This window comes from Pseudomonas sp. P42 (genome assembly GCF_017973755.1).
Lineage (GTDB): Bacteria > Pseudomonadota > Gammaproteobacteria > Pseudomonadales > Pseudomonadaceae > Aquipseudomonas > Aquipseudomonas iridis.
On record NZ_JACOPU010000001.1, the window covers coordinates 816638 to 831257 of the forward strand.

A 14620-nucleotide genomic window follows, 5' to 3' on the forward strand; every position below is an offset into this window, starting at 1 on the left:
ACCGTGCGGGCGCGGGCCTGCTCGCGAAGGCCGCGCCGCCGTTTAATGGCCCATCAACCAGTGCTGATGCGGGCCGGGCAATGTCCAGATCCCGAACAGAATCACCAGCAAACCGCCGGCCATTCGCACGCTGCGCTTGCGCAACAGCGCCGTCACCCGTTCGGCGGCGAGGCCGGTGGCCAGCAGCACCGGCCATGTGCCGAGCCCGAAGGCGAGCATCAGCAACGCACTGTCCAGCGCATTGCCCTGGCTCGCTGACCACAGCAACGTGCTGTAAACCAGTCCGCACGGCAACCAGCCCCATAGTGCGCCAAGCAGCAAAGCACGGGGCAAGCTCGACACGGGCAGTAAACGATTGGCCACGGGCTGAATGTAGCGCCACAAACCGCGACCGAGGCTTTCGATACGGGTCAGCCCGCTCCACCAGCCTGCCAGGTACAGGCCCATGGCAATCAGCAGCAACCCGGCCAGTACGCGCATGAACAACGCGGCCGGGCTGTTGGCCACCGCCCACCCGGCGAGGCCGATCAGCAATCCGGCCGTGGCATAGCTGAGGATGCGCCCCAGGTTATACGCCAGCAGCAAGCGAAAGCGTCGACTGCGTTGTTCCTTGGGGATCGCCAGGGTCAGCGCGCCCATCAAGCCGCCGCACATCCCCAGGCAATGGCCGCCACCGAGCAACCCGAGGATCAGCGCCGACACCAGCAGTGGTGCCAGTTCAAGCATGAGGAGGGGCCTTGTCGTCCGGTTTCTGCGCGCGGGCTTCATCCACCGCAGCGGTGTGGTTCGGATCCTGATCATCGAACAGGATACTGTGGGCCGGACCGTCGAGGTCGTCGTACTGGCCGCTGTCCACCGCCCAGAAGAAGATGTACACGGCGATGGCCACGATCAGCAGGGCGGCCGGGATCATCACGTAGAGAGCTGGCATCTGTACTCCATGCCCGCGCGGCTCAGGCCGGCAGCGGACGGGTTTCTGATCGGGCGCAGGCTTGCGGCGAACTCGGCAGGCGAGTCAGGCGCAGGGCGTTGAGCACCACGGTCAACGAACTGATCGACATGCCGACCGCGGCCCACACCGGGGTGATCCAGCCGAGGGCGGCGAACGGCAGCATGAGGCCATTGTACAGTGCGGCCCACAGCAGGTTCTCGATGATTACCCGACGGGTGCGCCGCGCCAGCGTGAACGCTTGCACCAACGCATCGAGGCGATTGGACAGCAGCACCGCATCGGCGCTGGTCTTGGCCAGATCGGTGGCCGATCCCATGGCCACGCTGATGTCGGCGGCAGCCAGCACCGGCACATCGTTGACGCCGTCGCCGAGCATCAGCACTTTGCGACCTTCCTTGTGCAGTTGTTGCAACACTTGCAGCTTGTCATCCGGACGCAAGCCACCATGGGCCTCATCAATGCCCAATTCGGCGGCGACACTGGCGACCATCGGCGAACTGTCGCCGGACAGCAGTAAGGTGCGCCAGCCACGCGCCTTGCACGCGGCGAGCAGGGCGGGCGCATCGTCGCGCAGGCGATCGTCGAGCACGAACCACGCCAGCGGCCCCGAGCCATCACCGAGCAGCAGCCATTGGCCTGGCTCATACGGCATCGCCGGGACTGCGGCGGCACTGAGGGCGCAGACAAAATCAGCCTGGCCGATGCGCAAACGTTGCTCGCCGACAATGCCTTCGAGGCCAAGCCCCGGCGTGCTGTGGACGTCTTCAGCGGCCAACGGTGCCCGGCCAAACGCGCGGGCAATCGGGTGTTCCGAACGGTTTTCCAGCGCGGCGGCGAGGCTCAGGCATTGGTCACTGTCCAGTGCGCCCAGAGGACGAATCGAGCGCAGCACCAGGCGACCTTCGGTGAGCGTGCCAGTCTTGTCGAAGATCACCGTGTCGATCTGATTCAAACCCTCCAGCACATGGCCGCGGGTCAGCAGCAGGCCGAGTTTGTGCAGGGTGCCGGTGGCAGCGGTGAGTGCAGTGGGTGTCGCCAGTGACAGCGCGCAGGGGCAGGTGGCGACCAGCATGGCGAGGACGATCCAGAACGCCCGCGACGAATCCAGCTCCCACCACAACAGGCCGATGGCGGCCGCAGCGATCAGTGACAACAGCAAAAACCATTGCGCGGCGCGGTCGGCGATTTCCGCCAGTCGCGGTTTTTCGGCCTGAGCGCGATCCAGCAAACGAACGATGGCTGACAGCCGGGTGTCTTGCCCCAGGGCCAGTACCTGCACGGTCAACGCGCCTTCGACATTCAGCGTTCCGGCAGTGACCGCATCACCCGCTGCCCGCGGTTGCGGCAGGTACTCGCCCGTCAACAGTGATTCGTCGATGCTCGACTGGCCGTCGAGAATCTTGCCGTCCGCCGGCAGGATCGACCCGGGTTGCACCAGAATTCGTTCGCCCAGCCGCAACTCGCTGAGGAGGATGCGCTCGCTCTGGCCGGTCTCATCGAGACGCAGGCACGAGGCTGGCAGCAGATTGACAAGCTGTGCGGTGGCAGCCGCAGTGCGCTCCCGGGCGCGACGTTCCAGATAACGTCCAGCGAGCAGGAACAGCGCGAACATGCCGACCGCATCGAAATACAACTCGCCGACGCCGGTGATCGAGGTCCAGATTCCGGCGATATAGGCGCTACCGATCGCCAGTGAAACCGAGACATCCATGGTCAGATGCCGCGTGCGTAAATCGCGCATGGCGCCCTTGAAAAACGGTGCGCAACTGTAGAACACGATCGGCGTGGTCAGGAACAGCGCGACCCAGCGCAGGATGGTGTGCAGTTCGGGGCTGAGGTCGATGTTGAATTCCGGCCAGGTGGCCATGGTCGCCATCATCGCCTGGAACCACAGCAATCCGGCGACGCCGAGTTGGCGCAGGGCCAGACGGTTTTCGCTGGCCAGTTGCTCGCTGGCGCGGTCAGCCTGATACGGGTGCGCGGCGTAACCGATGTGGCGCAGTTCGGCGAGGATCTGGCTGAGCGGCAATTGCCCATCGGCCCAGCTCACGTGCAGGCGATGGTTCGACAGATTCAATCGCGCCTCTGCCACGGCGGGCAGCGTGCGCAGGTGTTTCTCGATCAGCCAGCCACAGGCGGCGCAACTGATGCCTTCCATCAACAGAGTGGTTTCGGCCAGATTGCCTTCGTGGCGGACGAAAGGTTTTTGCACGTCGGCACGGTCGTACAACGCCAGTTCGTCGACCAGTTGCACCGGCAGCGCCTCGGGGTTGGCCGAGGCTTCGCTGCGATGCTGATAGTAGCTTTCGAGCCCGCCGGCCACGATGGCTTCAGCCACAGCCTGACAGCCAGGGCAGCAGAATTCGCGCGGCTCCCCGAGTACGACGGCGGTAAAGCGGCTGCCGGACGGGACGGGCAGGGCGCAGTGGTAGCAGGGGAGTGGGGAGGTCATCGGATATTCACTAATACTGCTGAATCAATACCGCCTCTGTAGGAGCTGCCGCAGGCTGCGATTTTTTGATTTTGTTTTTAAAGCAAGGTCAAAAGATCGCAGCCTGCGGCAGCTCCTACAGGGAGCGGTTTACTTTTTCAGGTCTTCCGCGCCTTGCAGCGGTTCATCACCCAGCAGCAGATCCTTGTCATGGCTGACCAGTTCTTCTTCGAACATCCGCCAGATGTGCTCGTCCTGCGTGCCCAGCAACTCCACAAAGCGGCGACCTTCGACTTTATCGTTCAACTGGCCGATGTAGCGCCCCGATTCAGTTTCGCTGCGGGTCAGGACGATCTTGCGATCCTTCTCCGGCTGAGTCGGCGAGATCAGATTCAGCTCGAGGGTTTTCGGTTGGCTGTCGCCGCTCAAACGCAGGTCGACTTCGCCGGTTACGTCATCCAGAAACACCGCCGCGCGCATCTTCAGGGTTTGCGCCAGCAACTCGCGATCCAGCGAACGGTTGATGCCTTTGCCAGCCTCGTAATAGTTGTCGTTGACCAGATTGTCCGGATTGTTCACCGCGATGGTCACCATGGACAGGGTCAGCGTCACCGAACAGGCCAGTATCGCGATGATGATCCATGGCCAGAGGTGTTTGTACCAAGGGCTTGCGGCGTTTGCTGCGGGCATGTTCAGTTCTCTCAACGAATTTGTGGGCCGATGAATCGGCTCTTGGCTTCAACGTGGACGCTGTCGTCATCGGCATCCTTGAGGATGAATTTCACCTCGTTGGTGCTCGACGGCAGTTGTTCCGGCGCGCTGGACAGTTCGACCGGCATGGTAAAAATATCCCCGGCGGCGACCTTGATCTCGCGCTTGCCTTGCAGGCGCAGGTCCGGCAGACCACTGGCTTGCAGCAGATAGGTGTGGTCGCGCTGATCCTTGTTCATGATCTTCAGGCTGTAGACGTTTTCGATCCGGCCTTCGGCGTTTTCGCGGTACAGCACGCGGTCCTTGCTGACGTCGAAACCGACCAGCGAGCGCATGAAAAACGCGGCAGCCAACAGGCTGATCATTGCCAGCAACACCACGGCATAGCCGATCAGGCGTGGCCGCAGTTTATGGGTTTTCTGGCCCGACAGGTTGTGTTCGGTTGTATAGCTGATCAGGCCGCGCGGGTAATCCATCTTGTCCATGATGCTGTCACAGGCGTCGATGCAGGCGGCGCAGCCGATGCACTCGATCTGCAGGCCGTCACGGATGTCGATGCCGGTCGGGCAGACCTGGACGCACATAGTGCAATCGATGCAATCGCCCAGGCCCATGGCCTTGTAATCGACGCCTTTCTTGCGCGGGCCACGGCTTTCACCACGGCGCGGGTCGTAGGAAACGATCAGCGTGTCTTTGTCGAACATCACGCTCTGGAAGCGTGCGTACGGGCACATGTAAATGCACACCTGCTCGCGCAGCCAACCGGCGTTGCCATAGGTGGCAAGGGTGAAGAAACCGACCCAGAAATACGACCAGCCATCGGCTTGTCCTGTGAAGAACTCAAACACCAGTTCGCGGATCGGCGAGAAGTAGCCGACAAAGGTCATACCGGTGACAAAGCCGATCAGCAACCACAGCGTGTGTTTGGCGAGCTTGCGCAGGAACTTGTTGCCGCTCATCGGCGCTTTGTCGAGCTTGATGCGTTGGTTGCGGTCGCCTTCGGTGACTTTTTCGCACCACATGAAAATCCACGTCCACACACTTTGCGGACAGGTGTAGCCACACCAGATGCGCCCGGCATAAACGGTGATGAAAAACAGTCCGAACGCGGCGACGATCAGGATCCCCGACAGCAGGATGAAATCCTGCGGCCAGAAGGTCGCGCCGAAAATGAAGAACTTGCGTTCCGGCAGGTTCCACCACACGGCCTGATGGCCGCCCCAGTTCAGCCACACCGTCCCGAAATACAGCAGGAACAGGCCGGCACCGCCCATCATCCGCAGATTGCGGAACAGGCCGGTGAAAGCACGGGTGTAGATTTTTTCTCGAGAGGCGTAAAGGTCGACGCTGTTGTTCGCGTTTTTACTCGGTGGCGTGACGTCGTGTACCGGAATCTGGTTACTCATCATTGCATCCCACGGCAGTGGAAAAATGCCTCGGTCGATACGTGCCAACCGGGGTCAGAAGGGGCGTTGCAGTGGCGCAATGATACGCCTGTAACGCCGATGAACGGGTGCGACCTTTGGTCGCGTTGGGGAAAAATCCTGAATGGTGTAGCGAATGTAACAAAGCATGATGCAGGTCAATTGACTATAGACGAATCCTCCGTGCCGCTAACTACCGTCTCAACCGAAGCGCAGCGAGAGATGCTGCGCTCCAGTCCAGACTTACTTGATAGCAAGCTTCGCTGCTGATCGAAAGTCGTTCAATGTGCATCAGGTGTCTGACTGGCCATCACACAAGGTGATCGCCACTGTTGCGGTTCGCTGACAGTCACCATGGACTGAAACGAAAACGGCCCCGTCAAATGACGGGGCCGTTTTTTTGCTTCAAGCGTTGGCCTTACTCAGCGTTCGCTTCCGGTGCTTTTTCACCGTGGGACAGGCTGTAAACATAAGCCGCCAGCAGGTGAACCTTGTCGTTGCCTTGCAGCTGTTCTTGTGCAGGCATCTGGCCCTGGCGGCCGTAACGGATGGTCTGCTGCAGTTGCGCAAAGCTCGAACCGTAGATGAATGCGCCCGGGTGGGTCAGGTCAGGTGCGCCCATCGCTGGCGTGCCTTTGCCCGCCGGGCCGTGGCAGGCCACGCAGTTGGCGGCGAACAGTTTCTGGCCATTGGCGACGTCTGCCTTGGCGCCTTCCGGCAGCTTGCGACCATCGAGGTTGGTGACCACGAACGCAGCGACATCGGCCACGCCTTGCTCGCCAATCACTTCAGCCCACGCCGGCATGACCGCGTGACGGCCGCCCATGATGGTGGTCTTGATGGTTTCCGCTTCACCGCCCCAGCGCCAGTCGGCGTCGGTCAGGTTAGGGAAGCCATAGGCACCCTTGGCGTCGGAACCGTGGCAGACCGAGCAGTTGGAAGCGAACAGGCGACCACCCATCTTCAGCGCTTGCGGATCCTTGGCCACTTCTTCGATTGGCATGGCAGCGAACTTGGCGAAGATCGGGCCGAACCTGGCGTCCGAGCGAGCCATTTCCTTTTCCCACTCGTGCACGCCAGTCCAGCCGGTCTGGCCGTTGGCGAACGCAGTCTGCTTCTCGGTATCGAGGTAGTTGTAGCCTGGCAGCAGGCCTTTCCAGTTACCCAGGCCCGGGTACAGCACCAGATAACCCAGCGCAAAGATAATGGTGCCCACGAACAGCATGAACCACCATTTCGGCAGCGGGTTGTCGTACTCCTCGATGCCGTCGAACGAGTGGCCGACCGTCTCGTCCGTCTGCTCGGAGCGCTGGCCCTTGCGGGTCGACAGCAACAGCCAGGTCAGGGCGAAGATGGTGCCAAGACTGAGGACTGTGACGTACAGACTCCAGAATGTAGTCATTCTTTGTTACTCCTAGAAGCTTGCTCGACGTGCTTGATGGCTTCGGGATCATCCGCAAAAGGCAGCAAGGTCGCGTCTTCAAACTCCGACTTGCGCTTGGGGCTGAACACCCACAACGCCAGACCGATAAAGGCCACCATCACAACAACGGTGCCCAGGCCACGAATCATCCCGATATCCATCTAAATCACCGTTTGCTTTTGATGATGGTGCCCAGGCCTTGCAGATAGGCCACCAGCGCGTCCATTTCGGTTTTGCCCTTCACGGCATCCTGAGCACCGGCGATGTCTTCATCGGTGTAAGGAACGCCGAGCGTACGCAGGACCTCCATTTTCTTGGCAGTTTCCTTGCCGTCGAGCTTGTTTTCCACGAGGAACGGGTAAGCCGGCATTTTCGACTCAGGCACTACGTTGCGCGGGTTGTACAAGTGCGCACGTTGCCAGTCATCGGAGTAACGACCGCCGACACGGGCCAGGTCCGGACCGGTACGCTTGGAACCCCACAGGAACGGGTGGTCCCAGACGCTTTCACCGGCGACCGAGTAGTGGCCGTAGCGTTCGGTTTCGGCACGGAACGGACGGATCATCTGCGAGTGGCAGCCGACACAGCCGTTGGCGATGTAAACGTCGCGGCCTTCCAGTTCAAGGGCGGTACGCGGCTTCATGCCTTCGACCGGCTTGTTGGTAACGTCCTGGAAAAACAGCGGTACGATCTGGGTCAGGCCACCGACGCTGACGGCGATGACCATGAAGAAGGCCAGCAGGCCAATATTCTTCTCGACAGCTTCATGCTTCATCAGTGAGCTCCAACGACAGCGATCTGGGCAGCGGCTTCGGCTTCAGCCGGGTTCGAGGCGCGCACGGTGCGCCAGACGTTGTAAGCCATCAGCAGCATGCCGCTGGCGAAGAACGCACCGCCCAGGGCACGGACGATAAAGCCCGGGTGACTGGCTTGCAGCGCTTCGACGAACGAGTAGGTGAGGGTGCCGTCATCGTTGATTGCACGCCACATCAGACCCTGGGTGATGCCGTTGACCCACATCGACGCGATGTAGAGCACGGTACCGATGGTCGCGAGCCAGAAGTGCGCGTTGATCAGGCCGACACTGTGCATCTGCGCACGACCGAACAGTTTCGGGATCATGTGGTAGATCGCACCGATCGAGATCATTGCCACCCAGCCCAGAGCGCCGGCGTGTACGTGGCCGATGGTCCAGTCGGTGTAGTGCGACAGCGAGTTGACGGTCTTGATCGCCATCATCGGCCCTTCGAAGGTCGACATGCCGTAGAACGCCAGCGATACCACGAGGAAGCGCAGGATCGGGTCGGTGCGCAGCTTATGCCAGGCGCCCGAGAGGGTCATCATGCCGTTGATCATGCCGCCCCAGCTTGGCGCCAGCAGGATGATCGACATCGCCATGCCTAGCGATTGTGCCCAGTCCGGCAGCGCGGTGTAGTGCAAGTGGTGCGGGCCGGCCCAGATGTACAGGGTGATAAGTGCCCAGAAGTGCACGATCGACAGGCGATAGGAGTAGATCGGACGTTCGGCCTGTTTCGGCACGAAGTAATACATCATCCCCAGGAAGCCGGTGGTCAGGAAGAAACCCACGGCGTTGTGGCCGTACCACCACTGGATCATCGCGTCGGTCGCGCCCGAGTAGGCGGAGTAAGACTTGAACAGATTCACCGGCAGCGAGGCATGGTTGACGATGTGCAGCATTGCGGTCACGACGATGAACGCACCGTAGAACCAGTTACCGACATAGATGTGTTTGGTTTTGCGCTTGGTGATGGTGCCGAAGAACACCAGCCCGTAGGTCACCCAGACAATGGCCAGCAAAATGGCGATCGGCCATTCCAGTTCCGCGTATTCCTTGGTGGTGGTGTAACCCAGCGGCAAGGTAATGATCGCGCCGACGATTACCGCTTGCCAGCCCCAGAAGGTGAAGGCGGCGAGGCTGTCGGAAATCAGTCGCGTCTGGCAGGTTCGCTGCACGACATAGTAGGAAGTGGCAAACAGTGCACAACCACCGAAGGCGAAAATCACCAGGTTTGTGTGCAACGGGCGCAGGCGTCCAAAGCTCGTCCACGGCAGACCGAAGTTCAATTCCGGCCAGACCAGTTGCGAGGCGATGAAAACACCGAGCCCCATGCCAAGGATCCCCCAGACCACCGTCATGATGGCGAACTGGCGGACTACCTTATAGTTATAAGCAGTCGGACTGATTGCTGTGCTCATTCTAAGGTTCCACGGTTTGGGTATTTTATTAGGATTAATTCGGCCGCAAGTATGGGGAAAGCAGGGGGTCATTGCAACGCGCCATGACCTGGGTCAATGCTTTCCAACGCTGATTCTGCGGCCTTTCCATGCGCCGCGTAAGGACAAAATCGGCCTCGGACAAAATGTCGCAGCCGAAGAAAAAAGCGAGGGGTTCAGGTCGCGTGTAACGAGGTGTGTTCAAACGCTCCGTTCGGCTGACGGACGGCAATCGGCTCGACAGCCGGTATCTACCGGCGTTTGCGGCCACTTCAGTCAGCCATTTCGCAGAACACAGCGGTTAGCGTCGACCTGGAACCGGCACGAGCCAGTCCTCATCGAGCAAGCGTAGACCCGAATCAGGGGAACCGAAAGGCGAGGGAGTGAAGGGTGCGACAATGCGTCGCAAAGGGGCAGGAAACTGCCGCACCTTAATCGGTGCGGCATAGGTGTAGGCAATGTGGTTTATTTATTGTCTTCAGTTATAAGTTTTTCTGTGCTCAATCCATGGCTCAGGCTGTACACATAAGCTGCGAGCAATTGCACCTTGTCGTTACCCAGCAGTTCGTTTTGCGCGGGCATATGGCCCTGACGACCGTGGCGAATGGTTTGTTCAAGCTGAGTAAGGCTGGTGCCATAGATAAACCCGGCCGGGTGCGTCAGATTCGGCGCGCCCATGGCTTCAGTGCCTTTGCCGGTTGCCCCGTGACACGCCACGCAAGTGGTGTTGAAGGCTTGCTGTCCGGCTTGCAGATCAGCCTTGCTGTCGGCAGGCAACGGCAGGCCGGCCAGTTCGTGACGCACGTACGCCGCGACGTTCTTCACGCCCGCTTCGCCCAACACTTCGCCCCAGGCCGGCATTGCTGCCACCCGGCCACCCATGATGGTGGTCTTGATGGTGTCGGCATTGCCGCCCCAGCGCCAATCGCTGTCGGCGAGGTTAGGGAAGCCGAACGCGCCTTTGGCGTCGGAGCCGTGGCACACCGAGCAGTTGGAAGCGAACAGACGGCCGCCCATTTTCAGCGCTTGCGGATCCTTCGCCACTTCTTCCACCGGCATGGCGGCGAACTTGGCGAAGATCGGCCCGAACTTGGCGTCAGCCTTGTTCATTTCCTTTTCCCACTCGTGCACGCCGGTCCAGCCGTCCTCGTAACCCGGCAGGACGCCTTTCCAGTTGCCCAGACCCGGATAAAGGATCAGGTAACCCACAGAAAACACCAGCGTGCCGGCGAACAGCATGAACCACCACTGCGGCAGCGGGTTGTCGTACTCCTCGATGCCGTCAAAGCTGTGGCCCATGGTCTGGTCGACGCTGCCCTTGGTTTCGCCCCGGCGGGTGCCGATCAGCAGCCACGTCAGGCCGATCAGGCTGCCGATGGTCAGTACGCAGATCCACGTACTCCAGAAGGTGGTCATGGCCGGGTACTCCTTGTTTCAGATGCTGGGGTAGTGTCGGGTTGCGGTTCGTCGGCGAACGGCAGCAGACGCGCTTCGGCGAATTCCGGATTGCGCTTGCGGTTGAACACCCACAGGGTCAAGCCAACGAAGGCGACGAACACCACAACGGTGCCTAAGCCACGAATCAGTCCTGCACTCATTTCAAAGACCATGGCTCACCTCTTGCTCTTGATTGCAGTGCCGAGCACTTGCAGGTAGGAGATGAGTGCGTCCATTTCGGTCTTGTCCTTGAGGCTGGCCACCGCGCCGCTGATGTCGTCGTCGGTATACGGCACGCCGAGGGTGCGCATGGTCTTGAGCTTGGTTTCGGTGTGGCTGCTGTCGACCGCTTGCGTGACCAGCCATGGGTAGGCCGGCATTTTCGATTCCGGTACGACGTTGCGCGGGTTGTACAAATGCGCGCGGTGCCAGTCATCCGAGTAACGTGCGCCGACCCGTGCCAGATCCGGCCCGGTGCGTTTCGAGCCCCACAGGAACGGGTGATCCCAAACGCTTTCCCCGGCCACCGAGTAGTGCCCGTAGCGCTCGGTTTCAGCGCGGAACGGCCGGATCATCTGTGAATGGCACTGGACGCAGCCTTCGCGGATGTAGATGTCGCGACCTTCCAGTTGCAGCGCGGTGTAGGGCTTCATGCCTTCCACCGGTTTGTTGGTGACGTCCTGGAAGAACAGCGGGACGATCTGGGTCAGGCCGCCGATGCTCACGGCGAACACCATCAACAGCATCAGCAGGCCGACGTTCTTTTCAATCGTTTCGTGTTTCATGGCGGACTCCTCAGGCCATCTGCGCGGCGGCAACGACGTCAGCAGGCTGCGAGGCCCGCACTGTGCGCCAGGTGTTGTAAGCCATCAGGAACATGCCGCTGAGGAAGATCGCCCCGCCAACCAGCCGCACGACAAAGCCTGGGTGGCTGGCCACCAGGGTTTCGACGAAGGAGTAGGTGAGCGTGCCGTCCTCGTTGACCGCGCGCCACATCAGGCCCTGGGCGATGCCGTTGACCCACATCGAGGCGATGTAGAGCACGGTGCCAATGGTGGCGAGCCAGAAGTGCGCGTTGATCAGGCCGACGCTGTGCATCTGCGCCTTGCCGAAGATTTTCGGGATCATGTGATACAGCGCGCCGATGGAAATCATCGCTACCCAGCCCAGAGCGCCGGCGTGAACGTGGCCGATGGTCCAGTCGGTGTAGTGGGAGAGGGCGTTGACGGTCTTGATCGCCATCATCGGACCTTCGAAGGTCGACATGCCGTAGAACGCCAGCGAAACCACGAGGAAGCGCAGAATCGGGTCACTGCGCAACTTATGCCACGCGCCCGAGAGGGTCATCATGCCGTTGATCATGCCGCCCCAGCTCGGTGCCAGCAGAATCAGCGACATCACCATGCCCAGCGACTGCGCCCAGTCTGGCAGTGCGGTGTAGTGCAAGTGGTGCGGGCCGGCCCAGATATACAGGGTGATCAGGGCCCAGAAGTGCACGATCGACAGGCGATACGAATACACCGGACGCTCGGCCTGTTTCGGCACGAAGTAGTACATCATCCCGAGGAAACCGGCGGTGAGGAAAAAGCCTACGGCGTTGTGGCCGTACCACCATTGCACCATCGCGTCTGTCGCGCCGGAGTACAGCGAGTAGGACTTGGTAAAACTGACCGGAACTTCCAGGTTGTTGACGATGTGCAAAATCGCCACGGTGATGATGAACGCGCCGAAGAACCAGTTGCCCACATAAATGTGTTTGGTCTTGCGCTGCATGATCGTGCCGAAGAACACGACGGCGTAGGCCACCCAGACAATGGTGATCAGGATGTCAATCGGCCACTCCAGCTCGGCGTATTCCTTGGAGCTGGTGTAACCCAATGGCAGGCTGATCGCCGCCAACAGGATCACCAGTTGCCAGCCCCAGAAGCAGAATGCGGCAATCTTTGGCGCAAACAATTGGGTTTGGCAGGTGCGTTGTACCGAGTAGAACGAACTGGCGAACAGCGCGCAGCCACCGAACGCGAAGATCACCGCGTTGGTGTGCAGAGGGCGCAGACGGCCGAAACTGGTCCAGGGTAAATCGAAGTTGAGCTCGGGCCAGACCAATTGGGCCGCGAGAAAAACCCCGAGCCCCATGCCGACGATGCCCCACACCACCGTCATAATGGCGAATTGGCGGACCACCTTGTAGTTGTAGGCGGTACTGATAGAAGTGTTCATGGTTCCCCATCCACGGTTCAGCCGAAGTGACCGCGCGCAAAAGAGCCGCAAATCCTTCGCCTGGAGTTATAGGCAGACTAAAAGCGAGGCAAGCATGAACAAACAGCACAAGGCCAGTATTGACGGGGATCAATGGGCGCAGTGCGTACGTGATCATGGGTGGCTTTGGAACGCCGCCAGTGGCGAGGCTTCGGCGACGTTGATCCTGGCGCATGGGGCGGGGGCGCCGATGGACAGTGACTGGATGACGGATATGGCTGGGCGCCTTGCTGCACTTGGGGTGAACGTGTTGCGGTTTGAGTTTCCGTATATGGCGCAGCGGCGCGTTGATGGGGTGAAGCGACCGCCGAATCCTGCGGGGAAATTGCAGGAATGTTGGCGTGAGGTGTATGGCTTGGTGCGACGTCATGTCACTGGGGTTCTGGCGATTGGAGGTAAGTCGATGGGCGGGCGGATGGCGAGTCTGGTGGCGGATGAGTTGGGGGCTGATGCGCTGGTGTGCCTGGGGTATCCGTTTTATGCGGTGGGCAAGCCGGAGAAGCCTCGGGTTGAGCATTTGGCTGGTTTGAAGACGCGGACGTTGATTGTGCAGGGGGAGCGGGATGCGCTTGGCAATCGTGAAGCTGTCGAGGCTTACACCTTGTCACCGAGTATTGAGGTGGCGTGGCTAGCGGCCGGGGATCATGATTTGAAGCCGTTGAAGGTTTCGGGGTTTACCCATGAACAGCATTTGGCTAGCGCTGTGCAGAAAGTAGCTTCGTTTCTTCGGTAATGTTTGGGTGAATATCCGTTCCTGCGGTGATGGCTGATTATGGTTCCGCCCTTACGGCGGGTCACTTTTTACAAACGCCTAAAAAGTAACCAAAAACGCTTGCTCCTGCGTACGGCCCGCTCGCTGGGGCTCGGGGTTCCTTCGCTGCGGGATCGATCCGGGCGCAGCGTCTCCGGTTTGCTGCGCTGCACCTCCTCTCGCTGTGTTTGGCTTCGCCAAACGGTCGCTGCGCTCCCACCCCCGGATCAATCCCTCCACTCAGCCTTCCGACGTCGCCCGTGGATCAAGATCAAGATCAAGAGCGGCAGCCGAGCTAACGCTCATCCTGTTGAGTGGTGAAGAGCAGAAGCGGTGCCAGCTTTGGCGGCCTGATAGCCGACCAATCTCTAAGTGACGCTCCCGGTCCAACTGTGTGAGCGAGCCTGCTCGCGAAAGCGGTCTGACAGCCGAGCATTCTCTAACTGGACACACTCGATCCCTTGTGGGAGCTGGCTTGCCAGCGATGATGGTCTGACATCCAACCAATCTCTAACTGAACACACTCCATCCATTGTGGGAGCTGGCTTGCCAGCGATGATGGTCTGACATCCAACCAATCTCTAACTGAACACACTCTATCCAACTGTGGGAGCGAGCCTGCTCGCGAAAACGGTCTGACATCCAACCAATCTCTAACTGAACACACTCCATCCAATGTGGGAGCTGGCTTGCCAGCGATGGCGGCCTGACAGCCGACCAATCTCTAACTGACGCACCCGGTCCAACTGTGGGAGCGAGCCTGCTCGCGAAAACGGTCTGACAGCCGAGCATTCTCTAACTGGACACACTCGATCCCTTGTGGGAGCTGGCTTGCCAGCGATGGCGGCCTGACAGCCGACCAATCTCTAGCTGACGCACCCGGTCCAACTGTAGAAGCGAGCCTGCTCGCGAAAACGGTCTGACATCCAATCAATCTCTAACTGAACACACTCCATCCAATGTGGGAGCTGGCTTGCCAGCAATGGCGGCCTGACAG

14 protein-coding genes are annotated in these 14620 nt (G+C 60.2%); 1 reads left to right on the plus strand and 13 read right to left on the minus strand.

The genetic code is table 11. The features are described 5' to 3' along the window. Positions 1–42: 42 nt before the first annotated feature. The 13 genes from H8B20_RS03800 to ccoN (H8B20_RS03860) form a co-directional block, all read right to left on the minus strand. The gene (locus H8B20_RS03800) at positions 43–726 is read right to left on the minus strand and encodes a sulfite exporter TauE/SafE family protein (RefSeq protein WP_039770036.1); all 684 of its coding nucleotides are present in this window, start codon (positions 724–726) and stop codon (positions 43–45) included. Then, positions 719–931 (minus strand): cbb3-type cytochrome oxidase assembly protein CcoS, encoded by a 213-nt coding sequence (ccoS, locus tag H8B20_RS03805; RefSeq protein ID WP_042558535.1) that lies wholly within the window; start codon positions 929–931, stop codon positions 719–721. Before ccoS ends, H8B20_RS03800 begins: the two co-directional genes overlap by 8 nt. A 22-nt stretch (positions 932–953) precedes the next feature. Beyond that, positions 954–3404, minus strand: coding sequence for a heavy metal translocating P-type ATPase (locus H8B20_RS03810; protein WP_210622387.1), 2451 nt, complete (start codon positions 3402–3404; stop codon positions 954–956). A gap of 129 nt (positions 3405–3533) precedes the next feature. Further along, on the minus strand, positions 3534–4073 hold the full coding sequence (locus H8B20_RS03815; protein WP_150596845.1) for a FixH family protein: 540 nt from the start codon (positions 4071–4073) through the stop codon (positions 3534–3536). A gap of 11 nt (positions 4074–4084) precedes the next feature. Then, a complete protein-coding gene (ccoG, locus tag H8B20_RS03820; protein ID WP_042558538.1) occupies positions 4085–5500 on the minus strand; it encodes a cytochrome c oxidase accessory protein CcoG in 1416 nt (471 codons plus the stop codon). Positions 5501–5936: 436 nt separating this feature from the next. Next, positions 5937–6920 carry a cytochrome-c oxidase, cbb3-type subunit III gene (ccoP, locus tag H8B20_RS03825; protein ID WP_150594628.1) on the minus strand — a complete coding sequence of 328 codons (984 nt, stop codon included), beginning with the start codon at positions 6918–6920 and terminating at the stop codon, positions 5937–5939. Further along, a complete protein-coding gene (locus H8B20_RS03830; protein ID WP_003175465.1) occupies positions 6917–7102 on the minus strand; it encodes a CcoQ/FixQ family Cbb3-type cytochrome c oxidase assembly chaperone in 186 nt (61 codons plus the stop codon). Before H8B20_RS03830 ends, ccoP (H8B20_RS03825) begins: the two co-directional genes overlap by 4 nt. Before the next feature lie 5 nt (positions 7103–7107). Continuing rightward, positions 7108–7716, minus strand: a complete 609-nt coding sequence (ccoO, locus tag H8B20_RS03835) for a cytochrome-c oxidase, cbb3-type subunit II (protein WP_042558541.1) — start codon at positions 7714–7716, stop codon at positions 7108–7110. After that, on the minus strand, positions 7716–9158 hold the full coding sequence (gene ccoN / locus H8B20_RS03840) for a cytochrome-c oxidase, cbb3-type subunit I (RefSeq protein ID WP_042558542.1): 1443 nt from the start codon (positions 9156–9158) through the stop codon (positions 7716–7718). Before ccoN (H8B20_RS03840) ends, ccoO (H8B20_RS03835) begins: the two co-directional genes overlap by 1 nt. A 483-nt stretch (positions 9159–9641) precedes the next feature. After that, entirely contained in the window at positions 9642–10592 is a 951-nt protein-coding gene (gene ccoP, locus H8B20_RS03845; protein WP_042558543.1) for a cytochrome-c oxidase, cbb3-type subunit III, read from the minus strand. Next, on the minus strand, positions 10589–10786 hold the full coding sequence (locus H8B20_RS03850; protein ID WP_042558544.1) for a cbb3-type cytochrome oxidase subunit 3: 198 nt from the start codon (positions 10784–10786) through the stop codon (positions 10589–10591). Before H8B20_RS03850 ends, ccoP (H8B20_RS03845) begins: the two co-directional genes overlap by 4 nt. 3 nt (positions 10787–10789) lie before the next feature. Beyond that, complete coding sequence (ccoO, locus tag H8B20_RS03855) at positions 10790–11398, minus strand: cytochrome-c oxidase, cbb3-type subunit II (RefSeq protein WP_042558545.1); 609 nt, start codon at positions 11396–11398, stop codon at positions 10790–10792. Positions 11399–11408: 10 nt separating this feature from the next. After that, on the minus strand, positions 11409–12833 hold the full coding sequence (gene ccoN / locus H8B20_RS03860) for a cytochrome-c oxidase, cbb3-type subunit I (protein WP_042558546.1): 1425 nt from the start codon (positions 12831–12833) through the stop codon (positions 11409–11411). Between the two features lie 94 nt (positions 12834–12927). Here ccoN (H8B20_RS03860) and H8B20_RS03865 point away from each other — a divergent pair, with 94 nt between their 5' ends. Next, complete coding sequence (locus H8B20_RS03865; protein WP_210622388.1) at positions 12928–13605, plus strand: alpha/beta family hydrolase; 678 nt, start codon at positions 12928–12930, stop codon at positions 13603–13605. Positions 13606–14620 lie beyond the last annotated feature (1015 nt).

Excerpts from the sequence above, each read along its gene's own strand:
- ccoO (WP_042558545.1), bottom strand. The coding sequence starts at position 11,398 with ATGAAACACGAAACGATTGAAAAGAACGTCGGCCTGCTGATGCTGTTG.
- H8B20_RS03850 (WP_042558544.1), bottom strand. The coding sequence starts at position 10,786 with ATGGTCTTTGAAATGAGTGCAGGACTGATTCGTGGCTTAGGCACCGTT.
- H8B20_RS03865 (WP_210622388.1), top strand. The coding sequence starts at position 12,928 with ATGAACAAACAGCACAAGGCCAGTATTGACGGGGATCAATGGGCGCAG.
- ccoO (WP_042558541.1), bottom strand. The coding sequence starts at position 7,716 with ATGAAGCATGAAGCTGTCGAGAAGAATATTGGCCTGCTGGCCTTCTTC.
- ccoS (WP_042558535.1), bottom strand. The coding sequence starts at position 931 with ATGCCAGCTCTCTACGTGATGATCCCGGCCGCCCTGCTGATCGTGGCC.
- H8B20_RS03800 (WP_039770036.1), bottom strand. The coding sequence starts at position 726 with ATGCTTGAACTGGCACCACTGCTGGTGTCGGCGCTGATCCTCGGGTTG.
- ccoN (WP_042558546.1), bottom strand. The coding sequence starts at position 12,833 with ATGAACACTTCTATCAGTACCGCCTACAACTACAAGGTGGTCCGCCAA.
- ccoG (WP_042558538.1), bottom strand. The coding sequence starts at position 5,500 with ATGAGTAACCAGATTCCGGTACACGACGTCACGCCACCGAGTAAAAAC.
- H8B20_RS03830 (WP_003175465.1), bottom strand. The coding sequence starts at position 7,102 with ATGGATATCGGGATGATTCGTGGCCTGGGCACCGTTGTTGTGATGGTG.
- ccoP (WP_150594628.1), bottom strand. The coding sequence starts at position 6,920 with ATGACTACATTCTGGAGTCTGTACGTCACAGTCCTCAGTCTTGGCACC.
- H8B20_RS03810 (WP_210622387.1), bottom strand. The coding sequence starts at position 3,404 with ATGACCTCCCCACTCCCCTGCTACCACTGCGCCCTGCCCGTCCCGTCC.
- ccoP (WP_042558543.1), bottom strand. The coding sequence starts at position 10,592 with ATGACCACCTTCTGGAGTACGTGGATCTGCGTACTGACCATCGGCAGC.
- H8B20_RS03815 (WP_150596845.1), bottom strand. The coding sequence starts at position 4,073 with ATGCCCGCAGCAAACGCCGCAAGCCCTTGGTACAAACACCTCTGGCCA.
- ccoN (WP_042558542.1), bottom strand. The coding sequence starts at position 9,158 with ATGAGCACAGCAATCAGTCCGACTGCTTATAACTATAAGGTAGTCCGC.